Below are 25,169 nucleotides of genomic sequence, written 5' to 3'. Positions count from 1 at the left end.
ACGGACCTGCGTCGGCCGCGCCGGCGTCGAGCGCGTCGACGGCGACCGGCCGACCTCGCCCGCCCGCCGCGGGGGTGGCCCCGGTCGTCACGGGACCAGTCTCCCCCGGTCACGGACATGCTGCCCGCTCCGCGGGCGTAGCGGGGTGTCGGCGTCAGACGTCGGCCGGCCCAGCCTCGGCCGGGCGCGGCCTGTTCTCGGGATGGAAGCGCACCCCGAGGACCGCGACGTCGTCGCGCCGCAGGGGACCGGCGAGGTCCGTCACCAGCAGGTCGATCAGCCGGCTCAGCGGGTGCCCGCCGTGGCGGCTCAGGTTCGCCAGCAGCGAGTCCAGCCCGATCGTGAGGTCCCGATCGCGGCGCTCGACGAGCCCGTCGGTGTAGAGCAGCAGGGTCGCGCCGGGGCCCACGACGTGCTCGTGGTCGTCGCGGGCGACGTCCGGCTGCACTCCCAGCAGCGGGCCGTTGTCGCCGCCGAGCAGCTCGGCGCCGCCGTCCGCCCCGAGCACCACCGGGGGCAGGTGGCCGGCGCTGGACCAGCGCACGCGCCGCAGACCTGCGGCCGCCTCCGCCGGGGTCTGCTCCACCGTCATCAGCAGGCAGCTGGCGATCACGTCGACCCGCAGGCCAGCCATCGCGCGGTCCAGGCGGGACAGGATCGCGGCCGGCGATCCGCTGTGCTCCCACGCCAGGGTGCGCAGGATGGTCCGGATCTGGCCCATGGCCGCGGCGGCGTCGATGTCGTGCCCGGTCACGTCCCCGATGACCAGCGCGGTCGTCCCGGTCGGCAGCAGCAGGGCGTCGTACCAGTCGCCGCCCACCTTCTCGTCGCGCGCCGCGGGCACGTACCGGGCGCGCAGCTCCAGGTGGTCGGGCTCGGGCAGGGGGGTGAGCAGCGCCTCCTGCAGCACCAGGGCCGCGTGCCGGCGCTCGGCGTACAGCCGCGCGTTGTCCAGCGCCATGCCGGCGCGGGCCGCGACCTCCCGGGCGAGGTCGAGCTCGTCGTCCGTCCAGGGCGCGGTGCCGACGTCGCGGTACAGGCTGAGCAGACCGGCGACCCGTCCGCGCGCGGTCAGCGGGATGGTCACCATGGACGCCGACTGCAGCCGGCGCAGCAGGTCGGCGACGTCCGGGTCGTCGACGATGGTTCCCGCGATGAGCTCGACCGACGCCGGGTCGCCCGAGCCCATCGTGACCATCTCGCCCGTGCCGATCGACTGCCGTGCCGGCGCCTGCGGGGTCAGGGCGGGGATGCGGGCGTCCGCGTAGGCCTCGGCGAGGGGCTGCCGCCCGGGGTCGTGGTGCGCGACGGCCATGTCGTGCAGCCCGTGCTCGTCGACGAGGCTGACGATGCTCCAGTGCCCGAGCCGGGGGACGACGAGGCGAGCGAGCCGGCGCACCCCCTCGTCGGCGTCCAGGGTCGCCGTCAGCGCCTCGGTGACCTCGGTGAGCAGGCCGACGTCGGTGCGGTGTCCGGACCCGATCGCCGCGGGCGACGGCGGCCGCTTGAGCGCCGTGACGTCGTGGAAGACGACGTCCAGCCCGCTCGCGACCGCGCGGACGTCGAGCTCGTACCACCGGTCGTGCGGCGGGTAGTACTGGACGAACGTGGCCGGCTCCCCGGTGGCCAGGGACCGGCGGTAGACCTGCTCGAGCTCGGTGCCGCGGGTCGCCGGGAACAGCTCCCACTGGGTGCGGCCCAGCATCTGGCCACGCGCCAGGCCGAGCATGCGCTCCGCCTGGTGATTGGCGTGCAGCATCCGCAGCTCGGCGTCGAAGCTGACGGCGGCCACCGGGACACGGTCGAGCAGACGGTCCGCGTGGTCCTCACCCGCCGGCTCGCCGGTCCCGTCGCCGGTCCCGTCCCCGACGGGTGCGGCCGGGCCGATGCTCGACACGGGACCCCCCTCTGCGACGACACGGGCTACGACGGCACGGGGCGGTCGTCCCCGACTCGGGGAGCATAGGGCGCGAGGCCCCCGGCCGCGGTCCGCGCACACGACCCCGCCGGGGTCCTACGGTGGGGTCGACCGACGGGCACGGTCACCGTCGCGTGTGCCGCCCGCCCGTCCCCGACCGCCTCCGGAGGCCCCGCGATGACGCCCGGTGACCCGCCGTACCTGGCCGCGCAGCGCGCGGACCTGCTCCGCTTCGCCCAGGCAGCGCGCACCCCGCAGGGGTTCGGCCGACTCGACGAGCTCGGGGTCGTCGACCCCGCCCACCCCGTCGAGCTGTGGGTCACCTGCCGCATGACCCACGTGTTCGCGCTCGGCCTGCTCGCCGGCGAGCCGCCCGCGCCCGGGGGGCCGGACGCGGCGGCGCTGCGGGACCTCGCCGAGCACGGCGTCGCCTCGTTGCTCGGCCCGATGCGGGACGCCCGGCACGGCGGCTGGTTCGCCGCCGTCGGACCGCAGGGACCGGTGGACGACACCAAGCAGGCGTACGGCCACGCCTTCGTCGTGCTGGCCGCGGCCTCGGCGGTCGTCGCCGGCATCCCGCGGGCCGAGGAGCTGCTCGCCGAGGCGCTCGCGGTCCAGGGCGCGCGGTTCTGGGACGACGGCGCGGGGCTCGTCGTCGAGGAGTGGGACCGCGCGTGGACCCGGCTCGACGGCTACCGGGGTGTCAACGCGAACATGCACACCGTCGAGGCGTACCTCGCCGCCGGGGACGTCACCGGCGAGTCGACGTGGCACCGGCGCGCCGGCCGGATCGCGGGGACGGTCGCCGGCTGGGCCCGCGGCAACCACTGGCGCATCCCGGAGCACTTCGACGCCGACTGGACGCCGATGCTCGAGCACCACCGCGACCGCCCCGCCGACCCCTTCCGGCCGTACGGCGCGACCGTCGGTCACGGCCTGGAGTGGGCGCGGCTGCTCGTCGCGGTCGACGCCACCCTCCCGGAGCCGCCGCCGGACCTGGTCGACGCCGCCGTCCACCTGGCCGATCGCGCGGTCGCCGACGGGTGGGCGGCCGACGGGGCCGACGGGTTCGTCTACACCACCGACTGGTCGGGCCGACCGGTGGTCCGGGCGCGGATGCACTGGGTGCTCGCGGAGGCGGTGAGCACCGCCGACGTGCTGCACCGGGCGACCGGCGAGCGCCGCTGGGCCGACGCCGCCGCGCGGTGGTGGGCGTACGCGGACCGGTACCTGGTGGACCACGAGCACGGGTCGTGGCACCACGAGCTCGACGCGTCCAACGAGCCGTCGGACGGGACCTGGTCCGGCAAGCCGGACGTCTACCACGCCTACCAGGCGGCGCTGCTGCCCGAGCTCCCCGTCACGCCGTCGTTCGCCACCGCGCTGGCCCGACGCTGATCCACGCTGCCGGCCCGCGCGGACCGAGCGCCTCGTCGCCGTCCCGGTCGCGACGGGTCGCACCGGGCGGGGCGGGGCGGGTCACGCGGAGATGGCGAAGTCCTCCCGGGTGGAGCCGGCGATCGGCGCGTCGTCGAGCAGAGCGACGAGCAGGGCGTCGGTGTCACCGTCCTCGACCAGGTACAGGCCGCGGGCGCCGCAGCAGCACAGCAGCTCCGGGCCGCCGTCGTCGAAGTAGGTGCAGGTGTGGATGCGTGTGGTGGCCATGGACCCGACGGTAATCGCGGCCACCGACACGCCCCGGCAGAGCGGCCCGGCGTGTCCCGCACCGGTGCGCCGGGGGCGGCGCGGGCCGGTGCCGCCGGGTGGCCGGGTGGCCGGCGGAATATTCGTGGGACCGGTGGGCTTGAACCCCTCAGACTGCTGGTGTGCCCGTCGATGGGCAGGGTGTCGCGGTGAGAGCCGCGGCGCACAGCAGTTCCCCGGTCTGCGTGGTGGTGCCAGCATCCCGCCGCGAATGGATCGGCTCGGTCGGGTCACGCACCTCTGGTGAGGGGTGGACGGGCACGGACCGGGTGGCACGTCACCGACAGTCCCCAAGCAGGCCGGGGGCGGTTCAAGCCGCGCGAGACAAGGACAAGCGGGCGCGGTGGGTGGTGGCGCAGACGATGCTGGAGACGTGGCGACGGCCCGGTGACCTCATGGCGAGGTCACCGGGCCGTCGCGCATCACGCGGGAATGCCCGAGCCGCACCGCCGTGTTGGCCGTCGTCGTGACCTCTCGACTCTTCAGCCCCCTCACCCTGCGCGGCACGACCTTCGCCAACCGTGTGTGGCTCGCGCCGATGTGCCAGTACTCCGCCGCGGACGGCGTCCCGGACGACTGGCACCTGGTCCACCTGGCCTCGCGGGCCGCCGGCGGGTTCGGGCTGGTGATCGCGGAGGCCACCGCCGTCGTGCCCGAGGGCCGGATCACCCCGCAGGACACCGGGCTGTGGAACGACACCCAGGTCGTTGCCTGGCGACGCGTCACCGACTCCGTCCACGCCAATGGCTCGTCGGCCGGGATCCAGCTCGCGCACGCGGGTCGCAAGGCGTCGACCTTCCGCCCGTGGTCGCCGATCCAGGGCTCGGTCCCGACGGCCGACGGCGGCTGGCCCACCGTCGCGCCGTCGGCCACCGCGTTCCCGGGGTACGACGCCCCCGTCGCGATGACCGCCGAGCAGGTCCGCCAGGTGCCGCGCGACTTCGCCGCGGCAGCCCGGCGTGCCCGGGAGGCCGGCTTCGACGTGGTGGAGGTGCATGCCGCGCACGGGTACCTGCTGCACCAGTTCCTGTCCCCGCTGTCCAACGAGCGCACCGACGAGTACGGCGGGTCGCTGGAGAACCGCGCGCGCCTGCTGGTGGAGACCGTGGACGCGGTCCGCGGCACCTGGCCCGAGGACCGGCCGCTGCTGGTCCGGGTCTCCGCCACCGACTGGGTCGAGGGCGGCCTCACGGTCGAGGAGGTCACGCAGGTCGCCAAGGACCTCGCCGGGCACGGGGTCGACCTGGTCGACGTGTCCACCGGCGGCAACGCGCACGCGAGCATCCCGGTCGGCCCCGGGTACCAGGTGCCCGCCGCCCGGGCCGTCCGCGAGGGCTCGGGGCTGCCCGTCGCCGCCGTCGGGCTGATCGAGTCGCCCCAGCAGGCCGAGAGCATCCTCGTGGACGGCGCCGCCGACGTCGTCCTGCTCGGGCGGGCGGCGCTGCGCGAGCCGTACTGGCCGCTGCGGGCGGCGCACGAGCTCCGCGTCCCGGCAGCCGACGCGGGCTGGCCCGTCCAGTACGAGCGCGGCTCCTGGGGGTGAGGCGCTCGCGGTGAGGCGGCCGGCGGTGGACCATCGGCGTCGACGGCCGGTGCGGCGGTGGGGGACCACCCGCCGGGCGGTCTACTCGGTGCTGCCCGTCGGGTAGTCCCCGTAGGAGAACTCGTTGATCGCGTCGCCGGGGACGGCCGCGGCCGGGCGGACCGTGACGGCGCGGATCTGCTCGACGGGCGCCTTGGCCCGGCGGTCGGCGGTGAGCAGGCCGTTGCGCTCCTGCTGGGTGTCGGTGAGCTGCGTCCAGCAGAAGCCGACCACCGCGGGGCTGTCCAGCAGTGCGGTGACCAGGTCGGTGTAGCCGCGCACGAGCGCCTCGGGGTCGGACACGCCGCCGTAGCCGCGCCACCCCGTGGTTTCGCCGACATCGAGCGAGATGCCGCCGAACTCGCTGATCAGGACGGGGCGGTCCTCGCGGGCGGCGCCGGGCAGCAGGACCACCCGGTACCCCGGCTGAGTGCGCGCCAGGGTGTGCTCGAGCGCCTCCCAGGAGCCGTACCGCTGGCGCAGGACGGCGCCGCGGGAGGTGTAGTCGTGCACGGTGACGATGTCGGTGACCGGATGCTCCCAGCCGTCGTTGCCGATGACCAGCCGGTCCGGGTCGTAGGCCTTGGTGAGGTGGTACAGCGAACGGACCAGGTCCTGCTGCGCGGGTGACCGCTCGAGCGCCGGCACGCCCCAGCTCTCGTTGACCGGCACCCAGGCGATGACGCACGGGTGGGAGGCGTCGCGCTCGAGGATCTCGAGCCACTCGCGCGACAGCCGGCTGATCGTCATGGGCGAGAACTCGTACGCGGCCGGCATCTCCGCCCACACCAGGACACCGAGCCGGTCGCACCACGCCAGGAACCGCGGGTCCTCGACCTTCTGGTGCAGCCGGACGCCGTTGAAGCCGAGGTCCTTGACCAGCTGCACCTCGCGGCGCAGCGCGTCGGCGTCGGGCGCGGCCAGGTGCGACTCGGGCCAGAAGCCCTGCGCGAGCACCAGCCGCAGGAAGTAGGGCCGGCCGTTGAGCAGCAGCCGGTCACGCGACGCGGAGATGCTGCGCACCGCGGTGTAGCTTCCCACCCGGTCGACCACCTCGTCGCCGTCCACCAGGGTCAGCTCGGCGTCGATGAGGTTCGGGCTCTCGGGGGACCACAGCAGGTCCGAGTGGCCCAGGCTCATGTCGTTCTCGGCCAGGACGATGCGGCGCTGGATCTCGCTGTGGTCGACGGCGTAGAGGTCGTCGGCCAGGACCCGGTCGTGCTGGCGCAGCACCACGCGCAGGCGCAGGTCGGGACGGCCGTCGTCGTGCACCCGGACGGTGAGGTCGATGCTTCGTCGGTCGGCGTCGGACCTCCAGCGCAGGGACCGGATCCGGGTCTCCGGGACGTGCTCGAGCCAGACCGGCTGCCAGATCCCGGACGTGCGGTCGTACCAGATGGCGTGCGCCTGCGGCTGCCAGTCCTGCTTGCCGCGCGGCTGACGCAGGTCGGTGGGGCTGTCCTCGGAGCGCACGACGACCGTCTGGCTCCCCGACGGGTCCAGGGCCGCGGTGATGTCGGCGGTGAAGGGCGTGTGGCCGCCCTCGTGGAAGGCCACGGCCTGGCCGTTGACCCACACGTGCGCCCGGTAGTCGACCGCCCCGAAGTTCAGCAGCACCCGGTACCCCGGGCGGGCGGACACCGTGAAGGGCCGCCGGTACCAGACGACGGGGTGGAAGCCGGTGTCACCGACGCCGCTCGCGGGGGACTCGAACGGGAACGGCACCTGGATCACGCGGTCGAACACCGCGGACCCATCCCGGTGCCACTGCTCACGGGTGCCCACCGACCGGTCGTCGAAGGCGAACTCCCACGGCCCGCTGAGGTCCTCCCAGCCTGGACGGGTCAGCTGGGGCCGGGGGTGGTTCGGGTCCATCCCCGAGCCCGGCCGGTCCGCCCCGGCGCCGGGCACGGCCGGGTCGTCCGGGTGGGCCTCGCTCCGCGCAGGTGCCATGACGCCAGCATGGGGCAGGGGTCGGGTGGGCGGCACGTGGGACCGCGTTGCTATGGTCCGCCGGGTCGGCTGCGCACCGCCGCCAGCCGCGCCCGGAAGGGGAGCGCCGATGTCGGCCGTCGACCGCGAGCACGTGCCCGTCCATCCCGGCTACCTCGCCGACCCGTTCGTGCTGCGCACGGGCGACGGGTACGCGGCGTACGGGACCTTCCCACCGGACGCTCCGGACCGTAGCCCGGACGACGTCCGGGAGCTGCGGGTGCTGACGTCGCCGGACCTCGAGCACTGGACCGACCACGGCGGCGCGCTCGAGCCGCTGCCGGTCGAGTCGGGGACGGACTACTGGGCGCCCGAGGTGGCCGAGGTGGACGGCCGGTTCTGGATGTACTACTCGGTCGGGCACGGCGTCCACGACCACCACCTGCGCGTCGCGGCGGCGGACGTCGCCACCGGTCCGTTCGTCGACTGCGGGGTGGACCTCACGCCCGACGCGCGGTTCGCGATCGACCCGCATCCCTTCCGCGACGACGACGGCAGCTGGTACCTGTACCACGCCCATGACGTCCTGGAGGGGGACCGGGTGGGCACGATGCTCGCCGTCGACCGGCTGGTGTCGCCGACGCAGGTGGCGGGCGAGGCCAGGACGATCCTGCGGCCCGACGACGACTGGCAGATCTTCCTGCGGCAGCGCGAGATGTACGGACAGGTGTACGACTGGCACACCCTGGAGGGCCCGTTCGTCCGGCGGCGCGGGGACCGCCTCTACTGCTTCTTCTCCGGCGGCAACTGGCAGAACGAGACCTACGGGGTGTCCTGGGCCGAGGCGGACCACCCGCTGGGTCCGTGGCGGTTGCCGGCCGTCCCACGCCGGGTGCTGCACACCGTCGAGGGGTGGGCGCTGGGCCCCGGCCACAACAGCGTGGTCACCGACCCGAGCGGTGCGGACGTGATCGTCTACCACGCCTGGGACCACGAGCGGTTGCGCCGTCGCATGTACGTCTCGCCGCTGCTGTGGGACGACGACGGACCGCACGTGCCCGGGTTCTGAGCCGCCGTCGGCCACCCGGTCGCCGACGGAACCAGTCACGCTCGCTTGGTAGACAGACTGTCTAGTCAGCCGTACTGTCTACTGCGTGAGCGAGACGTCCCCCTGGCCCGGCGACTGGCTCCGCGGCGTGCTCGAGGTGTGCGTCCTGCGGGTGCTCGCGGACGGCCCCACCTACGGCTATGCGATCGCGACCCGGCTCGGCGAGGCCGGGCTCGGCGCGCTCAAGGGCGGCACCCTCTACCCCCTGCTGACCCGCTTCGAGACCGCGGGCCTGGTCGCGGTCGAGTGGCGTGCCGGGGAGGGCGGTCCCGGCCGCAAGTACTACGCGCTGACCGACGACGGCCGGCGCGCCTGGCAGCAGGGGGCCGCCCGGTGGGTCGCCTTCGCCCGTCTGACGTCCGACCTGGTCACGTCCGCGCCGGCGCCCGCACCGGCGCGGAAGCACGACGGCGAGGACGGCCCGTCCTCGTCCGAGCCGCACGACGCCACGGGACCGCAGCCGGTCCGGGACGGAGCACGACGATGACGCACCACGCTCCCGCGCGCACGAGCCGCTCGGCGCGCCGCCGGCCCGGCTCGATGGCGCCCGTGACCGCCGCGCTCGCCCCCGGGGTCGACCCCGGCTGGGCGGACGACTTCATCCTCGAGCTGCGCATGCTCGACGTTCCCGGTCGGGCGATCGGGGACGCGCTGGTGGAGGTCGGCTCGCACTGCGCGGACAGCGGCGAGGGCGTGCGGGAGGCGTTCGGGGACCCTGTCGCCTACGCCCGCACCCTGGCTCTGCCCCCCGTCCCGGTCACCCGCGAGGACCTCGGACCCGTCCTGCCGTGGGTGCTGCCGGGGACCGGACTGCTCCTGGTGTCGGGCTCGGCATCCACGGTGCGGACGGGGGAGCCGCTGGAGCTCACCTCCGGCCTGGTGGCCGCCGCCGTCCTGCTGCTCGTGGGCGTCGCGGCCGCCCTGCGGTGGTTCACCCCGGTCGTGCGGTTCGTCGTGCAACGGCCGGTGCTCGCCTGGGCAGCCGCCATGGCCCACCTGGGGGTGCTCGTGGTGCTGTTCCTGGTCCTCCGCGACGTCCTGGTGACCGTGCCGGGCGCGCTCGCCCTGACCGCCGGCGGCGTCCTGGTGGTGGCCGGCACGGTGTGGCAGCTGGTGCTGCTGCACGGCGACGTCGGCGCCGACGACCCGGTGTCGGCCACGGTCCACCGCACGGCCGCAGCCACGGCGACGGGCACCGACGGGCGCGGTGCGCCGGGTCCTCACGCGGGCGGTGCGCGGTGGGGGCTCACGGCGTTGCGGTACGGCGGTGCGCTGCTGGTGCCGGCCGCCGCACTGGTCCTCGTCGCGATCGAGCTGCTGCTCCGCTGAGTCGCACGCCGCCCGGCCGGGCAGCATGGGGTTATGACCACCACCACCGTGCCCGCCACCCCGCCCGTCGAGCCCCGCATCGCCCTGGTCACCGGGGCGGGGCGCGGCATCGGCCGTGACCTCGCGCTCGGCCTCGCCGCCGCCGGCTACGCCGTCGGGCTGGTCGCCCGCAGCCGGGGTCCGCTGGACGAGGTGGCGGGGCGCTGCGCGGACGCCGGCGTGCGCACCGCCGTCGTGACCGGCGACCTCGCCGTGCCCGACGACGCCCGCCGCGCCGTCGACCAGGTCGAGGACGCGCTCGGAGCCCCGAGCCTGCTCGTCAACAACGCCGGGGTGATCGAGCAGCGCGAGGTGCCCTTCGGTGAGGACGACCCCGAGGACGTCTGGCGCGTGATCGAGACCAACGTCCGCAACCCGCTGCTGGTCACCCACGCGGCCCTGCCGGGCATGCTCGCGCGCGGCGGGGGGCGGGTCGTCAACGTCAACAGCGGCTCGGCCCACCGGCTGGCGCCCGCCTACACCGGCTACGGCATCAGCAAGGGCGCACTGGCCCGGTTCACCGCGCTGCTGGACCACCAGTACCGGGCTGCAGGGCTGCGGGTGCTGGACCTCGCGCCGGGCACCGTCGCGACCGACATGACGGCGTCGATGCCCGTGCACGACGACCGCACCGACTGGACGGCACCGGCCGACGTCGTGGCCCTGCTGCTGGCCTTCGCCGAGGGTCGGCTGGACGAGCTGTCCGGGCGGTTCGTGCGGGCCGGGACGGACACGGTCGAGTCGCTGCTGGCCGCCGCCGACGACGTCGTCGCGTCGGACGGGCGAGTGCTGCGGCTCGCGCCCTACGGACCGGGTGACCCGGTCGCCTGAGCCGTGCCGCGCGGCCGTGCACCGGCGTAGCGTCGGTGCATGGCCGGCAGCACGGGCGCGATCGTCGAGGTCCGTGGGCTGCGGGTGGTCCGCGGTGGCGCCGAGGTGCTGCCCGGCATGGACCTGTCGGTGCCCGCCGGCGCGGTGGTGGGCCTGCTCGGGCCCAGCGGGAGCGGCAAGACGACGCTGCTCCGCGCCGTCGTCGGGCTCCAGGTGGTGACGGCCGGGACCGTGCGCGTCCTCGGTCGCCCGGCCGGGGACGCGGAGCTGCGCCGCCGGATCGGGTACATGGCGCAGAGCCCGAGCGTCTACCCCGACCTGACCGTCCGGGAGAACCTGGGGTACTTCGCGGCCCTGCTCGGGGTGGGTGCCGAGGAGGTCGAGCGGGTCCTCGCCGCCGTCGACCTCACCCGGCTGGGCGGCCGCCGGGTCGGCGTCCTGTCCGGAGGGGAGCGGTCCCGGGTGTCGCTCGCGGTGGCGTTGCTGGGAAGCCCGGACCTGCTCGTCCTGGACGAGCCGACCGTGGGCCTGGACCCCGTGCTCCGGCGCGACCTCTGGGGGTTGTTCGCCAGGCTCGCCGGTGCCGGGTCGACCCTGCTCGTGTCCAGCCACGTGATGGAGGAGGCCGAGCGCTGCGACCGGCTGCTGCTGCTGCGCGAGGGCCGGCTGCTCGCGGACGCCACGCTGCCCGACCTGCTCGCCCGGACCGGTGCGCCCGACGCGGAACGCGCCTTCCTGACGCTGGTGGAGGGTGGTGCACGATGAGCCCGCGTCTGACCCTCGTGACGGCCGGGCGGGTCCTGCGCCAGGTGCGTCACGACCGGCGCACGATCGCGCTGCTCGTGCTGCTGCCGTGCCTGCTGCTGGGCCTGATCGCCTGGATGTTCGACGGCACGGGGGTGCTGGACTCCTTCGGGCCCGTGCTGCTGGGCCTGTTCCCCATGCTGGTGATGTTCCTGATCACCAGCGTGACGATGCTGCGCGAGCGGCAGAGCGGCACGCTCGAGCGGCTCATGACGACCCCGGTCGGCCGCGGCGACCTCGTCGGGGGCTACGCGCTCGCCTTCGGGGTGCTCGCCGCGCTCCAGGCGGTCGTCCTCGTCGCGTTCGCGGTCGGGGTGTGCGGGATGGACGTCACCGGCCCGCTCGCCGCCGTCCTGCTCGTCGCCGTGCTCGACGCCGTCCTGGGCACCGCCCTGGGCCTGGCCGCGTCCGCGCTCGCGCACACCGAGTTCCAGGCGGTGCAGCTCATGCCGGCGGTGCTGCTGCCGCAGATCATCGTGTGCGGGGCGGTCATGCCGCGCGACCAGCTGCCCGGCGTGCTCGAGGCGCTCTCGGTCGTGCTGCCGCTGACCTACGCGGTCGAGGCGATGCAGAGCCTCGCACGGGAGAGCGCGCTGGGGACCGTCTGGCGCGACGTGGCGGTCATCGCCGGGTTCATCGCGGCGGCCGTGGTGGTGGGCGCGACGACGCTGCGGCGCCGGACGGCCTGACGGGCCCGGGTGACCGGACGCCCGCCGCTCGGGCGCCGCGGCCGCCTACGCTGTCGAGGTGCCCCTCGTCGCCCTGTCCTCCCTGAGGTCCTCGTCCCGCCGGTCCTCGTCCCGCTCCGTCCTCGTGCTCCTCGCGGCGCTGCTCACCCTCGCGGGTCTGGCCGGACCCGCCGCGGCGCACGACGCGCTGACCGGCTCGACACCCGCCGATGGTGAGTCGGTGGCGACGCCGCCGGCCAGCGTGGACCTCGTCTTCACCGACGTGCCGCTCGCGATCGGCACCCAGATCGAGGTCACCGGCCCCGACGGCCAGGTCGTCAGCGAGGGCGACCCGCAGGTCGTCGACACCACGGTGAGCCAGCCGCTGGCCGCGGACCTGCCCGCCGGGGAGTACAGCGTCGCGTGGCGGGTCACCTCGGGCGACGGGCACCCGATCTCCGGCGCGCTGACGTTCACGGCCGCCGGCGGTACGGCCCCGGCCGAGCCGGCTCCGACGGTGACGACCACGCCGGCGCCCGCTGCGAGCCCCGAGCCCGGGCCGTCGCCGTCCGAGGCGGTCGCCGAGGACGCGCCGGCCGACGTCCTGCCGGACGCGGACGCCGACGCGGGGCCCGAGGCGTCGTCGGGCGGTGTCGCGCCCTGGGTCATCGGCGTCGCGATCGCCCTGGTGATCGGGGCGGTCGCTGCCTGGGCGGTGCGTCGCCGCCCGGACGCTGCCGACCGGCGCTGACCGGCACGCCGGTGCGCCGACGGCGGCGTCGTCAGAGGTAGCGCAGCGGGTCGAACTCGGCGAGCGGGATGATCCGCAGGCGAGGCAGCTGCACGTTGAACGCCTTGACGTCGCCCTCGAGGTCGAAGAGCGTCAGGCCCCGGTCCGTGAGCTGGGTCAGCCCGCTGCTGGTGAACTCGCGGAACGCCAGCAGCCCGACGCGGCGGTCGGCGTCGTCGAGCAGCCGGGCGACGTCGGCCGCGAAGTCGCCGTCGTGGCTCGCGAGCAGCACGTCGCCGGTCCGGTCGGCGAGCGCCGCGAGCGTGCGCTGGATGCCGATGTCGACGACCTTCTCGTACGACTCGCCGGACAGCGGGATGGGCTGGAAGCCGATCGCGGTGAGGGCCTGGACGAAGGACATCGGCATGGTGCCCGACGACGCGTTGAGGAAGAACAGGCCCTTGACCGGCTGGCTCCACGTCCGCTGGGCGAAGTCGAGGATGCGCTCCCAGCGCGGGCGCTGCTCCGGCGTCGGGCGCCCCTGGAGGATCGCCGACCCCAGCGTCGCGTCGATGTTCTCGCCGTCGACCAGGACGTACGTGGTGCGCGGGCTCACGGCTTCGGCGGTCACGCCCGCCAGCCTAGGGCCCCGGTCGCCGGGAGGTCCCCGGTGGCGGTCCCGACCCGGGTCGGGACGGGGACGCCGTCAGTCCAGGCAGAACTCGTTGCCCTCGGGGTCGGCCATCACGATGTGGCCGGCGCCGAGCGGCAGGTCGGGCTCGTGCCGCTGCAAGCGGGTCGCGCCCAGGGCGACCAGGCGCGCCGCCTCCTCCTCCAGCCTCGCCATCCGCTCCTCGCCCTCCAGGCCGGGGGCTGCCCGCAGGTCCAGGTGCAGACGGTTCTTGGTCTGCTTGCCCTCCGGCACCCGCTGGAAGTACACGCGCGGTCCGGCGCCGTCGGGATCGACGACGGCGGACGCGTCGTTGCGCCGCTCGGCCGGCACGCCGAACGCCTCCAGGGCCTGCTCCCAGGACGCGAACCCCGGGGGAGGGGGCTGCACCACGTAGCCCAGGGTCTGCGCCCAGAAGGGCGCGAGGGCTCCGGGGTCGGCGCAGTCGACGGTGATCTGGACGGTCCGGGCCATGTCAGCTGTCCTCCGGGAGAGCGGGGCGGTGGGTGTGCAGGAAGAGGTCCCGCAGCAGGCAGAGCTCGGCGAGGTGGTGGATGAGCTCGCGGTGGATGTGCAGCACGAGCGCGGCCAGCGGAGCGTCGGCCCACGGGCCCTCGCTCGGCCCGCACGGGCGCGCCAGGCCGGCGTCGCCGAGGGACTCCACCCCCGCCAGCCAGGTCGCGTACTCGGCGTCGAGCTGGGCCAACGCGGCGGTCGCGGTGGCCGCGTACGTGAAGGACTCGTACTCGACCGGCGCACGACCGAAGTGCGCGGCGTTGCGCGTGCCCAGCACGCCGACGATCACGTGCCCCAGTCGCCAGGCGATCGTCGTGAACGGTGCCGGGTCCGGCTCGGGCACCGCGAAGTCGATCGTCATCGCACCCGCGCCGGCCGCGACCGGTGCGCTCCCGGTGCCGCGTGGCCGCACGTTCCAGGCGCCCGGCGCCGGCTCCCAGAAGTACTCCTCGTCGGTGAGGCCGTCGAGGCGCGGACGGACCGCGTGGGTCCAGTGCCAGTCGATCTGGTCCCGCAGCAGGGGACCGAGGGCGAGGTCGGTGATCGGGGTCATGGTGCCAGCGTGCTGCCGATACCGGACAGCTGTGTTCCGGCATGCGCGGTTCCGCCGGATCGGTGCTCACACTGGGCGCATGGACGTGGTCGGGTGGGTCGCCGCCGGTGTCCTGGCGGTGGTCGCGATCGATCGGCTCGTGGCTCGGGGGGTGCTCGACCGGCGCGGGCGGCGACCGCGCGGTGGTCGCCGCGCTCGGGGCGCCGGCGGCGCTGCTGCCGCCGGTGCGTTGGCAGACCTCATCGAGGTGTTCCAGCCCAGCAGGGCACACGTCGTGGAGGAGCGCGAGCGTCGGCGCGACGAGCGCAGGCACCCGGGCGACGGCGCACCGCCGGTCGACCTGGACGCGGGCGTCGCCGACCTGCGCCCGCCCGGCTGACCGGTGCCCCCCCGGGCGTGGCGAGCGGCGGCGCTAGCCTGCAGTGGTGCAGCGCGCGGCGGACCGGTACGTCGAGGTGGAGCTGGTCGAGGGTGACCTCGACGACGCCACCGGGTCCGGCGGCGCCGCCCCGCCACCGCCACCGCTGCGGTCGGCGCTCGGCCGGGTCCCGCGCGAGGTCGCGATCACCGCGGTCGCCGCGATCCTGCTCGGCGGCAGCGGGGTCGCGGTCGCCCGGGTCGGTGCCGAGCGTGCGCTCGACGCCCGGCTGGCGGACGTCCCGGGGCTGACCTCGTCCCTGGCGGACCCGCTCCGCGAGGACTGGCGCGCGGCGGGCGGCGGCCTGGTCGCGACGACGGACGACCTCGTCGTGAACTGGGACGCCGATGCGCTGGCCGTGGTCGGGACCGAGCTGGACGACGGCTCCACGCGGTACTCGACACCGGGGGCGTGCCAGGTCGCCACCACCGACGGCGCGCTCGCGGACCGGTACGCCGCGGCCGGCTCGACCCTGCGGGTCCGACCGGGCGACGTCCTGGTGTGCGTCGAGGGCGGCGGCATGCGACCGCCCGGCGCGACCGGTGCGCAGCCGGCGTCCGCGCACGTCGTCGACCCCGCGACCGGCCGCACCCGGCACACGATCGCGATGCCCGCGGGCGACATGTGGCAGGTGGTCGACGGCGACCTGGTGAGCATCGGGCTCGATGCGGAGCGGCGCGTGGTGGCCGGCCGCTGGTCGCTGCGCACGGGAGAGCAGCGGTGGGCCCACCACGGTGCCGAGCCCGCCCCCGAGGTCCCGGCCGCCGCCGGGTGGGGATGGAGCTCGACCGGGGCGACGATCGGCCTGGACCTCGGCACCTGGTCGGTGGCCCTGGACCTGGCGACCGGCGCCGCGACCGAGGCCCCGGCGGGCGGCCCGGCGTCCGTGCCCCCCGAGCGGGTCGGCCTGCCCGACGGCCGCTGGCTGGAGTACCGGCCGTCGGGCTCCGGCGCGTACCGGACCACGGTGCACCCCGCCGACGGCGGGCGGCCCGTGACCGTGCCCGGCATCGTGCCCCCGCTCGCCGTCGACGACGGCTCCGTGCCGGGCGCCGTCCCGGCTCTGGACGTCGACGGCGCGAGTGCCGACTGGCGGCTCGGGCTGGTGGACCTGGCCACCGGCCAGCAGCGCTGGACCTCCGAGGTGCAGGGCGGGGAGATCGGGGTGCTCGGCGGGGTGGTGCTGCTCGCGGACGGCTCGCGCACGGTCGCGCTGGACGCCCGCACGGGGGACGTGCGGTGGGAGTCGGCGCCAGGCTCGACGCCGTACTTCGCCGGCTGGGAGATCGTCACGGACGGCCGCCGCATCCTGGTCGCGGAGGGCGCCGGTGCCGACCGGGAGATCGCCGCCCGGGACGTGCGGACCGGTGAGCGGCTGTGGAGCATGGCGCCTCCTGTCGCGGAGGGCGCCCTGGTGCCGCTGCCCGACGGCACGGTGCTCGTGGTGGGTCCGGGGGAGATGGTGGCGATGCGTCCCTGACGGGTCGGCGGCAGGCACGAGCAGCCGTGGACCCGGACGAGACGGTGATCGAGGGGAGCGCCCGGATGTCTCCAGGCGACCGAGCGGTGCGGCGGCCGGCCGCACCCGCCGTCGTGCTCGTCGCATCCACCACCATCGGCCCGCGCCGGGCGGGTGACGAGGTGACGAGGTGACGGCGTGAGCGTCGAGGCGACCACCGAGCGGGTGCTGCGGCTGCTCGCGCTGCTGCAGCGCCGGCCGACCTGGACGGCGGCCGATCTCGCCGCCGAGCTCGGTGTCACCGACCGCTCGGTGCGCCGGGACGTGCAGCGGCTCCGTGCGGTGGGCTACCCGGTGCACGCCACGGCCGGCGTCGGCGGCGGCTACCGCCTGGGGGCCGGGACCCGGCTGCCGCCGCTGCTGCTGGACGACGAGGAGGCGATCGCGACCGCGGTGTCGCTGCGGCTGGCGTCCGGGGGGACGGTCGCGGGCGCCGCCGAGGCCGCGCTGCGTGCCCTGACCAAGCTCGACCAGGTGATGCCGCCGCGCCTGCGCGCCGAGGTCCGCGCCGTGCACGGCGCCACCGACACGCTCGTGGGTCCCGGCCCGCAGGTGGACGCCGAGGTGCTGGTGACGATCGCACGGGCGTGCCGGGACGCCGTCCGGGTCCGGTTCGGCTACTCCGGCCGCGACGGCGCCGCGCAGGACCGCACGGCCGAACCGGTCCGGATGGTCACCACCGGGCGCCGGTGGTACCTGATGGCCTGGGACGTCGACCGGGCGGACTGGCGCACCTTCCGCCTGGACCGGATGCGCGCCGTCACCGCGACGACCTGGCGGTTCGCGCGCCGCGAGCACCCGGACCCGGTCGAGCACGTGCAGCGGTCGGTGACCGGGTCGCCCTACCGGCACCTCGCGCGGGTGCGGGTGCACGCGCCGCCGGACCTGGTCCGGGCGCTCGTGCCGCCGCAGGTCGGCCGCGTCGAGGACGACCGCGACGGGTGGTGCGTGCTCGTCGTCGGCGGGGACGACCTCGGGTGGCTCGCGGCGCACGTGGCCCAGCTGGGCTTCCCGGCGCAGGTGCTCGAGCCGGCTGAGCTCCGCGCGGCCGCGGCCGAGCTCGCCCGGCGCGCGGCTGCGCTCGCCGAGCCGCCGGACCGCCCGGCGTGACGCCGGCGCGCGCGGGGCTCGCCGGTGGCCTCACCCGAACGCGTCGCGCACCAGGCGCAGCGCGCCGTCCACGTCGAAGCCGAGCTCGCGCAGGCGCCGCGCGTACTGCTGGGCTGCCAGCGCCCCCTCGCGGTCGCGATCGCGGCCCCGGGTGGCCACGAACGTCCCGTGCCGCCCGCGGGTCTCCACGACGCCGGACTGCTCGAGCTCGCGGTACGCGCGGGCGACCGTGTTCACGGCGAGCCCGAGGTCCCCGGCCAGGCGGCGGACCGTCGGCAGCCGGTGCTCGGGCGGCAGCGTGCCGTCCGCCACGAGCTGCTCGATCTGCCGCTGCACCTGCTCGTAGGGCGGGACGTGCGAGGCGGGGTCGACGACGAGCATCATGCGTGCGTCCGCTCCGTGGGCTGCGGCCACAGCCGGGTGCGGAAGTGCCGCTGCGGTTCGAGCGCGAGGCTGACCAGGGTGGTCAGGAGGCCGCCGCAGACCAGGACGAGGACGGCGCCGGCGACCAGGCCCACCGCGGGGTTGGCCGGCCAGCCGCCCTCGAGGCCGTCGCCGACCACGGCCAGCAGTGCGAGTGGCAGCCCGATCCCGAGGGCGAGCACGGCCCCGAGCATGTCCCGCAGGGTGTTCGAGCGCAGGGCGTCGTCCCAGGCGAGCTCGAGGGGCGTCATGGCGACCTGGGGGCGGTCCAGCAGTCGCGCGGCGGCCAGCTCGTAGGCCGCCATGACGGCCGCGGGCACGACGGCGGCCGCGACGACCAGCACCCACGGCAGGGGGCCCACGTCCAGACCGGCGCGGGGCGCCGCGCCGATCGCCACGGCGACCGCGAGCGACACGCCGGCGAGCACCCAGCCGCCCCACCGCTCGTGGCGGGCGACGTAGTCGCTGTGGGCGGGGGTCGACGCGCGCGCGATCCGGGCGCCGTCGCCGGGCACCCGGGTGGTCTCGCGCCAGGCCGCGGCCCCCTGCCCGAGGGCATGACCGCCGGCCGCCACGCACAGCGCGACGAGCCCACCGATCGCCAGGCGGTCCGGCCGGGCCGCGGCGAGACCGACCGTCAGGAGGGCGAGTCCGGCGAGCGCACCCCGGGCACCGGCCCGCTGGCGGCCGGCGAGCCGGCGGGCGACCACGGGCTCGAGGTCCGGCGGGAGCCCGAGGTCGACCCGGCGGGCGAACGCGTGCGCCGTCCGGGTCCGGCGAGGGCCCGTACGGTACAGAGCGCCGGCGGCGACCGCGGCGAAGAAGGCGATGAAGAAGGCGGTGTCGAGCACGTCGTCCTCCGTACTTGTCGCAGGTTTGTCGCAACCGTAGCACGACAAACCTGCGACAAACGAGCACGGCGACGGGCGCCGCTCCGGGCTAGCTCGTCGAGCCGTCGCGGACCAGGGGCGCGACCTCGGTGCCGAGCAGCCGGATGGCCTCGAGCACCCGCTCGTGGGGCAGCGTCCCGACGCTGAGGTGCAGCATGAACCGCTCGATCCCGAGCCACTCGCGCAGCTGCAGGATCTTGGCCGCGACGGCGGCCGGGTCGCCCAGCACGAGCGACCCCGTCCGCGAGCGCATGGCGTCGAACGCGGGCCGGGTCATCGCGCCCCAGCCGCGCTCGCGGCCGATCACGGACATCGCGTGGGCGTAGGACGGGAAGTACTCCTCGCCGGCCCGGTCCGTGGTGGCTGCCACGTAGCCGTGCGCGTGCACGGCGATCGGCACGGGGCTGTGCCCCGCCTGGGCGACGGCGCGCCGGTGCAGCTCGGCCAGCGGCGCGAACTGCTCCGGGCGCCCGCCGATGATGGCCAGCGCCATGGGCAGCCCGAGCGTCCCGGCCCGGACGACCGACTCCGGGTTGCCGCCGACGCCGACCCATACCGGCAGCGGCTCGCGCTCCGGGCGCGGGTACACGCCCTGGTCGTGCAGGGCGGCACGGTGCCGCCCGCTCCAGGTCACCCGCTCGGAGTCGCGGATCGCGAGCAGCAGCTCGAGCTTCTCGGTGAACAGCTCGTCGTAGTCGTCGAGGGAGTACCCGAAGAGCGGGAACGACTCGACGAACGAGCCGCGGCCCGCCATCACCTCGGCGCGGCCGCCGGACAGCCCGTCGAGCGTCGCGAAGTCCTGGAACACGCGTACCGGGTCGTCCGAGCTCAGCACGGTGACGGCGCTGGTGAGCCGGATGCGGCTGGTTCGGGCGGCCCCTGCGGCCAGCACGACCGCCGGGGCCGACGCCGCGAAGTCGGCCCGGTGGTGCTCGCCGACGCCGTACACGTCGAGCCCGACGCTCTCCGCGCACTCGATCTCCTCGACCACCTGCCGCAGCCGCTCGCCGTGCGCCGTCGGGGCGCCGGTCACCGGGTCCGGGTAGGTCTCGGCGAAGGTCGTGATCCCCAGCTCCACGTTCCGGCTCCCGGTGTGCTCGTCGGTGGTCAGGTGGTCAGGTGGTCGGTGTCGCATCGGTGCCGGCGGCCGCCTCGGCCTCGTCGAGCGCCGGGCGGCGCAGGGTCCGCAGCCGCTCGGCCACGGCCGACGGCGTCGGGCGGTCGTCCGGGTGGGGTGCGAGCATCGCCGTCAGCAGCGCCCACCAGCCGCGGCCGAGGCTGCGCGGCACCTCCACCGGCTCGATCAGGCGCGCGAGGGAGCTGGTCAGCGGCGCTCCGGAGTAGGCGCGCTCGCCGGTGATCGCCTCCAGCAGCACCAGGCCGAGGGAGTACACGTCCGACGCCGGCCCGAGCGGCTTGCCGAGCGCCTGCTCCGGGCTGAGGTAGCTCGCGGTGCCCAGGGTCGCCTCGGTCGGGCGGGCATCGGGGTGGGCCGAGCCCCGCTCGGACTGGGCGATGCCGAAGTCGGCGAGCTTGACGGTGAGCACCGGGGCATCGGGGTCGCCGCTGAGCGTGGCCTCGTCGGTGATGAGCACGTTCGCCGGCTTGATGTCGCGGTGCACCACCCCCGCCGCGTGGGCATGCCCCAGGGCGTCGGCGAGCTGCCGGCCGACGTCAGCCACCTCCAGGGGGGTCAGCGGCTCGTCCTCGATGCGCTGCTGGAGCGTGGGGCCGTCGACGAGCTCCATGACGAGGAAGGCCAGCGGCTCCGAGCTGGGGCCGGTGTCCGCCCCGACGTCGTACAGGGCGACCAGGCTGGGGTGAGACAGCCCGGCCAGCACGCGCGCCTCGTCGGCGTAGCGGCGAATGTCCTGGGCTCCCGCGCCGGCCAGCGAGAAGATCTTCAGCGCCACCGGGCGTCGCAGGCGGTCGTCCGTGCCGCGGAAGACGTCGCCCATGCCGCCGCTGCCGAGGTGGCTCTCGAGCCGGAACCGGTGGCCGAGGGTGGCACCGACCAGCACGGCGTCGTGCACCATGGCCGCTCCTCCCCGCCCTGCGCCGGCCGTGGGCCGCCGCGCTCGGTCGATCCGGCCGCCGGCGAGCGGCCGCGTGTGCCCCTGCCCGACGCTAGGAGGAGCAGACGCCGGATGCACCCCGGCTCGCCGAGGACCACCCGTCCGGCTGCGGCCGTCACCGGTCCGTGATCTGCCCCGCGCGGCACGTCGCGACCCGACGTGTCGACAAGATCACGGGCGGCGGACGCCTCCCAGCGCGGGCGACGTCGGCGGGCGGTGCGAGAATCGTGGCGTGTCCTCACCGACTGCGCCGCGCACGCCCAGCCCCTACGACGCCCTGCTGCTGTTCTCGTTCGGCGGGCCGAACGAGCCCGACGACGTGCTGCCCTTCCTGCGGAACGTGACCCGGGGCAAGAACATCCCCGAGGAGCGCCTGGTCGCCGTCGGGGAGCACTACTACCACTTCGGCGGTCGCAGCCCGATCAACGAGCAGAACCTCGCGCTGATGGCCGCGCTGCGCGCCGAGCTCGAGCGGCGCGGTGTCGACCTGCCGGTCGCGTGGGGCAACCGCAACTGGGAGCCGTACACCACCCAGGCGCTCGCCGAGCTGCGGGACGCCGGCGCGACGCGGGTGCTGGCCGTCGTGACGAGCGCGTACGGGTCGTACTCCGGCTGCCGCCAGTACCGCGAGAACCTCGCCGCGGCGCTGGTCGAGCTCGGGGCGACCACGCCCACCGGCGACGACGGCAGCGCGGGCCTCGTGGTGGACAAGCTGCGCCACTACTTCAACCACCCGGGCTTCGTGCGGGCCAACGCCGACGCCGTCGTCGAGGCCTACACCCAGCTCGCCGAGAAGACGGGCCAGGACCTCCCGGGGGTGGCGGGGTCGGCCCCGCTGGTGTTCGTGACCCACTCCATCCCGGACACCATGGAGGAGGCCTCGGGCGCGCAGCGGCCGAGCTACCGCACCCAGCACCTGGACGTGGGCGGACTGATCGCCGCCGAGGTCGGCGAGCGGCTGGGCGCTCCGGTCCGGTGGTCGCTCGCGTTCTGCTCGCGGTCCGGCCCGCCGAGCCAGCCGTGGCTCGAGCCGGACGTCAACGACGTCCTGACGGAGCTGTCCGAGGCCGGTACCCGCAGTGCGGTGATGTCGCCGATCGGGTTCATCTCCGACCACATGGAGGTCGCCTACGACCTCGACACCGAGGCCATGGAGACCGCCGGCGAGCTCGGCATGACCGCCGTCCGCGCGGGCACCGTCTCGACCCGGGCGCCGTTCGTCGAGGCGCTGGTGGACATGGTCCTCGAGCGTGCCGCCGCCGAGCGCGGTGAGGAGGTCGAGGCCGTCACCGTGGGCTCGCTCGGGGCCTGGCCCAGCCCGTGCCGGCCCGGCTGCTGCCGGCTGCGCGCCGGTGAGGACTCCGGCGTGCCCGCCGCGTGCGGCTCCGACCCGGTCACGGCGGTGACCCGATGAGCGCCCGCGACGAGCGTCCCGGCGCCGGCGACCCGTCCGGGGCCGCCTCGTCCGCCGCGCCCGTGGGCGGCCACGCCCCCGATGTCGCCGACGACGTGAACAGCCGGATCCGCTACGCGATGTGGTCGGTCTTCTCCCTCGAGGTCCCGCTGCCCGCCGACGACGCCGAGCGGCTCGCCGTCGTCGTGCAGGCGGAGACGGCGATCGCCGAGGCCGGCGGTGACCTCGTGGTGCGTGGCTGGTACGACGTCGCGGGGCTGCGGGCGGACGCCGACCTCATGGTGTGGTGGCACGGCGAGACGGTCGAGGCCGTGCAGGGCGCCTACCAGCGACTGCGCCGCAGCCCGATGGGTCGCTACCTCATGCCGGTGTGGTCGGTCGTCGCCCTGCACCGCCCGGCGGAGTTCAACCGGGGTCACGTCCCGGCGTTCCTGGCCGGTGAGCCGCCGCGCGAGTACCTGTCGGTGTACCCGTTCGTGCGGTCCTACGACTGGTACGTGCTGCCCGAGGACGAGCGCCGGACCATGCTGATCGAGCACGGTCAGGCGGCCCGGGACTACCCCGACGTCCGCGCCAACACGCTGTCCGCGTTCGCCCTGGGTGACTACGAGTGGATCCTGGCGTTCGAGGCCGACGAGCTGCACCGCATCGTCGACCTCATGCGCGAGCTGCGTGCCACCGAGGCCCGCCGGCACGTGCGTGAGGAGATCCCCTTCTACACCGGTCCGCGGGTCACCCTGCGGGCGTGGGCGGACAAGCAGCCGGTCGAGGACTGAGCGCGGCGCTCCCCGGGGCAGCCGGAGGACGTGCCCGGCTGCCCGCCGGGCGCTGAGACCTCACCGTCCCGCCGGGGCCCGGCACGGCGACGGGCGGGCGGCACCGAGCTGGTCTCGGTGCGGCCCGCCCGCAGGTGCTCCTCGGCGGTGCGATCAGCTCCAGGCCGAGCCCGACCAGCGCGCCCGCTCCCACGAGGCGTCGCTCCACCGGGCACGCGACCACCGCGCGCGCTCCCACGAGACGTCGGACCAGCGGGCGCGGGACCAGGTCTCGCCGGACCACCGGGCACGCGACCAGCCCTGCGAGGTCCAGCCGTCACCGCTCCAGCGCGCGCGGTTCCACGTGCCGCCGGACCAGGTGGTCCCGGCGGCGGACTCCCGAGCCCAGGTGGTGGCGTCCCACGGCTGACCCTGCACGTCGACCTCGCCGACCAGCAGCGCGCCGGTGGTCGGGTCGACCAGGTTCGCGCCGCCGCGGGCCAGCTCGAGCGAGCCGGTGCCGGTGGCGACGGGGAAGGACTGCCGGGCAGCCAGCGGGGTGGCTGCCGGCGTCTTGGAGCCCGCGGCCTTCTTGACGACCTCCACGGCGTCGTCGACGTCGATCTGGCCCGCGCCGGCGTCGATCGGGTCGGCGTTGCCCTTGAGCTCGGTCGCGCTCTGCATGAGAGCGGCCTTGACCTGGTCCGGTGTGAGCTCGGGGTACGCCTGCACCATGAGGGCGACCGCACCGCTGACCACGGCCGCCGCCTGCGAGGTCCCTGAGCCGCGGAAGAGCCGACCGGACTGGTCACCGGCGACGCGGCCCTCGGGGTGGTTGAGGTCGACCCACGAGCCGGGGCCGCGCAGACCGACCACGGAAGCGCCGGGTGCCAGGAGGTCGACGTGTCGCTCCTGCGTGCCACGTGAGGAGAAGTCGGCGACCCGCGGGTGCTTCGTCCACCCGTCCACCTTGAGGTTGGCGTCGCTCGCGCCGACGGCGAGCACGTACGGGTCGATGGCGGGGTTGGTCAGGCCGTTCGCGTCCCGACCGCCGTTGCCGCCGGACACGACGACGATCAGACCCTTGCGCCAGGCGTTCTCGGCGGCGGCGGCCAGCGGGTCGGCCTCGTAGGGCTGCAGCGCCTCGGTGCCGAACGACAGGTTGACGACGCGGACGTTCATCCCGTCGTCGTCCTTGTGCTCGGTGACCCAGTCGAGCGCGGCGATGACCTGGCTGACGTCGGTGCTGCCGTCCGTGCTGGCGAGCTTGAGCGCCAGGACCTGTGCGTCCGGAGCGACACCGAGCTGGACGGAGGCGTCCCCCGCCTTGAGCGCGCCCGACCTGGGGTCGACGGCGGCAGCGTCCTTGGCCGCGATGATGCTGGCCATGTGGGTGCCGTGCCCGAAGGTGTCGTACCCCAGCTCGGTCTGGCTGTTGTTCTCCAGCGACAGGTCCGGCCCGCGCACGATCTTCCCCGGTGCGTCCAGTCCGGCGACTCCGGCCACACCGGAGTCGATGACGGCGACGGTCACGCCCTGACCCGTGACGGGTCGCCCCTGGGCGTCCTTGGACTTCCACACGTCACGGGCGCCGATGGCGTCCGTGATGGTGTACAGGGAACCCGGGTCCTTCTTGGCATCATTCTTGTCGTACCAGTCGAGCGACTTCTTGTCGGCCTTCTCGTCGCCCCACGTCGTACCGACGACATCCGTGTCCGTCGGCGGCTTCGGTGCTCCCGCGTACGCGGGACCGGCCACCAGGGTGCTGGCGCACACGGCCCCGGAGACCGACACGAGCAGCCAGCGCCGCGGGCTTCTGCCCAGTTTCATCATCCGATTCCCTTCGGAAAGCGCGGCGGGTCCGCCGCGCGGAATCAGTATGGACGCGGGATTCAGAAAGCCCTCGGGAGCCGGCGTCGACACCACTCCGTCGGCTCAGCGGCGGCGTCGGACCGACCGATTTGGGATACCCGTACGGCGCACAGCACGTCCACGTGCCGCACCGGTCGGTGCCGTCGCAGGCGCGGCCGCGGACGACCCTCGGACCCGTGCTGGCCGGACCCCCCGTGGGGGCACCGGAGGGGAGCAGCCACGCGAGTGCGGCGCGCTCGGGAGCGATCGACGTCCCGGGACTCCTGGCCGGGGACCCGGGGCTGCCGATAGGGCGGCCACAGAGACGGA

General features: G+C 75.4%; 25 protein-coding genes. 14 read left to right on the top strand and 11 right to left on the bottom strand.

What is annotated here, in order from left to right:
• Positions 1-154: 154 nt before the first annotated feature.
• A complete protein-coding gene (locus Q0840_RS02185; RefSeq protein WP_298455689.1) occupies positions 155-1,897 on the bottom strand; it encodes a SpoIIE family protein phosphatase in 1,743 nt (580 codons plus the stop codon).
• A 198-nt stretch (positions 1,898-2,095) separates the two neighbouring features.
• Here Q0840_RS02185 and Q0840_RS02180 point away from each other — a divergent pair, with 198 nt between their 5' ends.
• Positions 2,096-3,316 (top strand): AGE family epimerase/isomerase, encoded by a 1,221-nt coding sequence (locus Q0840_RS02180; protein WP_298455687.1) that lies wholly within the window; start codon positions 2,096-2,098, stop codon positions 3,314-3,316.
• An 81-nt stretch (positions 3,317-3,397) separates the two neighbouring features.
• Here the strand turns inward: Q0840_RS02180 and Q0840_RS02175 are convergent, their stop codons facing one another.
• Positions 3,398-3,583, bottom strand: a complete 186-nt coding sequence (locus tag Q0840_RS02175) for a hypothetical protein (RefSeq protein ID WP_298455684.1) — start codon at positions 3,581-3,583, stop codon at positions 3,398-3,400.
• Between the two features lie 505 nt (positions 3,584-4,088).
• On the opposite strand from Q0840_RS02175, the gene Q0840_RS02170 reads away from it, so the two are divergent.
• Positions 4,089-5,165, top strand: a complete 1,077-nt coding sequence (locus Q0840_RS02170) for an NADH:flavin oxidoreductase/NADH oxidase (RefSeq protein WP_298455681.1) — start codon at positions 4,089-4,091, stop codon at positions 5,163-5,165.
• Positions 5,166-5,246: 81 nt separating this feature from the next.
• On the opposite strand, the gene Q0840_RS02165 is transcribed toward Q0840_RS02170, so the two are convergent.
• On the bottom strand, positions 5,247-7,157 hold the full coding sequence (locus Q0840_RS02165) for a glycoside hydrolase family 2 protein (protein ID WP_298455678.1): 1,911 nt from the start codon (positions 7,155-7,157) through the stop codon (positions 5,247-5,249).
• A 109-nt stretch (positions 7,158-7,266) separates the two neighbouring features.
• On the opposite strand from Q0840_RS02165, the gene Q0840_RS02160 reads away from it, so the two are divergent.
• The 7 genes from Q0840_RS02160 (at position 7,267) to Q0840_RS02130 (ending at position 12,666) form a co-directional block, all read left to right on the top strand.
• Positions 7,267-8,205, top strand: coding sequence for a glycoside hydrolase family 43 protein (locus Q0840_RS02160; RefSeq protein WP_298455665.1), 939 nt, complete (start codon positions 7,267-7,269; stop codon positions 8,203-8,205).
• Positions 8,206-8,290: 85 nt separating this feature from the next.
• Entirely contained in the window at positions 8,291-8,731 is a 441-nt protein-coding gene (locus Q0840_RS19025) for a PadR family transcriptional regulator (protein WP_367183057.1), read from the top strand.
• Positions 8,728-9,573 carry a hypothetical protein gene (locus Q0840_RS02150; RefSeq protein ID WP_298455662.1) on the top strand — a complete coding sequence of 282 codons (846 nt, stop codon included), beginning with the start codon at positions 8,728-8,730 and terminating at the stop codon, positions 9,571-9,573. The genes Q0840_RS19025 and Q0840_RS02150 overlap by 4 nt, the downstream gene beginning before the upstream one ends.
• 33 nt (positions 9,574-9,606) lie before the next feature.
• A complete protein-coding gene (locus Q0840_RS02145) occupies positions 9,607-10,443 on the top strand; it encodes an SDR family NAD(P)-dependent oxidoreductase (RefSeq protein ID WP_298455660.1) in 837 nt (278 codons plus the stop codon).
• A 39-nt stretch (positions 10,444-10,482) separates the two neighbouring features.
• On the top strand, positions 10,483-11,208 hold the full coding sequence (locus Q0840_RS02140) for an ABC transporter ATP-binding protein (protein ID WP_298455658.1): 726 nt from the start codon (positions 10,483-10,485) through the stop codon (positions 11,206-11,208).
• A complete protein-coding gene (locus Q0840_RS02135) occupies positions 11,205-11,936 on the top strand; it encodes an ABC transporter permease (RefSeq protein ID WP_298455656.1) in 732 nt (243 codons plus the stop codon). The genes Q0840_RS02140 and Q0840_RS02135 overlap by 4 nt, the downstream gene beginning before the upstream one ends.
• Before the next feature lie 58 nt (positions 11,937-11,994).
• Complete coding sequence (locus Q0840_RS02130; RefSeq protein WP_298455653.1) at positions 11,995-12,666, top strand: copper resistance protein CopC; 672 nt, start codon at positions 11,995-11,997, stop codon at positions 12,664-12,666.
• A 31-nt stretch (positions 12,667-12,697) separates the two neighbouring features.
• On the opposite strand, the gene Q0840_RS02125 is transcribed toward Q0840_RS02130, so the two are convergent.
• The 3 genes from Q0840_RS02125 to Q0840_RS02115 form a co-directional block, all read right to left on the bottom strand.
• On the bottom strand, positions 12,698-13,285 hold the full coding sequence (locus Q0840_RS02125; RefSeq protein WP_298456561.1) for an NYN domain-containing protein: 588 nt from the start codon (positions 13,283-13,285) through the stop codon (positions 12,698-12,700).
• 66 nt (positions 13,286-13,351) lie between these two features.
• Complete coding sequence (locus Q0840_RS02120) at positions 13,352-13,789, bottom strand: VOC family protein (protein WP_298455651.1); 438 nt, start codon at positions 13,787-13,789, stop codon at positions 13,352-13,354.
• A 1-nt stretch (position 13,790) separates the two neighbouring features.
• The gene (locus Q0840_RS02115) at positions 13,791-14,384 is read right to left on the bottom strand and encodes a DinB family protein (RefSeq protein WP_298455648.1); all 594 of its coding nucleotides are present in this window, start codon (positions 14,382-14,384) and stop codon (positions 13,791-13,793) included.
• A 79-nt stretch (positions 14,385-14,463) separates the two neighbouring features.
• On the opposite strand from Q0840_RS02115, the gene Q0840_RS02110 reads away from it, so the two are divergent.
• The 3 genes from Q0840_RS02110 (at position 14,464) to Q0840_RS02100 (ending at position 17,431) form a co-directional block, all read left to right on the top strand.
• Entirely contained in the window at positions 14,464-14,763 is a 300-nt protein-coding gene (locus tag Q0840_RS02110; protein WP_298455645.1) for a DUF6191 domain-containing protein, read from the top strand.
• A gap of 46 nt (positions 14,764-14,809) precedes the next feature.
• Positions 14,810-16,282, top strand: coding sequence for a PQQ-binding-like beta-propeller repeat protein (locus Q0840_RS02105; RefSeq protein WP_298455640.1), 1,473 nt, complete (start codon positions 14,810-14,812; stop codon positions 16,280-16,282).
• Between the two features lie 177 nt (positions 16,283-16,459).
• Positions 16,460-17,431 (top strand): YafY family protein, encoded by a 972-nt coding sequence (locus tag Q0840_RS02100; protein WP_298455637.1) that lies wholly within the window; start codon positions 16,460-16,462, stop codon positions 17,429-17,431.
• Positions 17,432-17,461: 30 nt separating this feature from the next.
• Here Q0840_RS02100 and Q0840_RS02095 read toward each other — a convergent pair whose 3' ends face one another.
• The 4 genes from Q0840_RS02095 to Q0840_RS02080 form a co-directional block, all read right to left on the bottom strand.
• Positions 17,462-17,815 (bottom strand): GntR family transcriptional regulator, encoded by a 354-nt coding sequence (locus Q0840_RS02095; RefSeq protein WP_367183056.1) that lies wholly within the window; start codon positions 17,813-17,815, stop codon positions 17,462-17,464.
• Positions 17,812-18,705 (bottom strand): hypothetical protein, encoded by an 894-nt coding sequence (locus tag Q0840_RS02090; protein ID WP_298455634.1) that lies wholly within the window; start codon positions 18,703-18,705, stop codon positions 17,812-17,814. Before Q0840_RS02090 ends, Q0840_RS02095 begins: the two co-directional genes overlap by 4 nt.
• A gap of 88 nt (positions 18,706-18,793) precedes the next feature.
• Positions 18,794-19,822: an LLM class flavin-dependent oxidoreductase gene (locus Q0840_RS02085; protein ID WP_298455631.1), complete on the bottom strand. Its 1,029-nt coding sequence runs from the start codon at positions 19,820-19,822 to the stop codon at positions 18,794-18,796.
• Positions 19,823-19,859: 37 nt separating this feature from the next.
• Positions 19,860-20,780: a serine/threonine-protein kinase gene (locus tag Q0840_RS02080; RefSeq protein ID WP_298455629.1), complete on the bottom strand. Its 921-nt coding sequence runs from the start codon at positions 20,778-20,780 to the stop codon at positions 19,860-19,862.
• Positions 20,781-21,051: 271 nt separating this feature from the next.
• Here Q0840_RS02080 and Q0840_RS02075 point away from each other — a divergent pair, with 271 nt between their 5' ends.
• Both Q0840_RS02075 and hemQ read left to right on the top strand, forming a co-directional pair.
• Positions 21,052-22,233: a ferrochelatase gene (locus Q0840_RS02075; RefSeq protein WP_298455626.1), complete on the top strand. Its 1,182-nt coding sequence runs from the start codon at positions 21,052-21,054 to the stop codon at positions 22,231-22,233.
• On the top strand, positions 22,230-23,009 hold the full coding sequence (hemQ, locus tag Q0840_RS02070; protein ID WP_367183055.1) for a hydrogen peroxide-dependent heme synthase: 780 nt from the start codon (positions 22,230-22,232) through the stop codon (positions 23,007-23,009). The genes Q0840_RS02075 and hemQ overlap by 4 nt, the downstream gene beginning before the upstream one ends.
• A gap of 153 nt (positions 23,010-23,162) precedes the next feature.
• Here hemQ and Q0840_RS02065 read toward each other — a convergent pair whose 3' ends face one another.
• Positions 23,163-24,818 carry a S8 family serine peptidase gene (locus Q0840_RS02065; RefSeq protein WP_298455624.1) on the bottom strand — a complete coding sequence of 552 codons (1,656 nt, stop codon included), beginning with the start codon at positions 24,816-24,818 and terminating at the stop codon, positions 23,163-23,165.
• Between the last annotated feature and the right edge of the window lie 351 nt (positions 24,819-25,169).

Source organism: uncultured Cellulomonas sp. (assembly GCF_947494015.1).
In the GTDB taxonomy this organism is placed as follows: Bacteria; Actinomycetota; Actinomycetes; order Actinomycetales; family Cellulomonadaceae; genus Pengzhenrongella.
The sequence above is the reverse complement of the archived record's forward strand: the minus strand, read 5'-3'. Positions and strand labels throughout refer to the sequence as shown.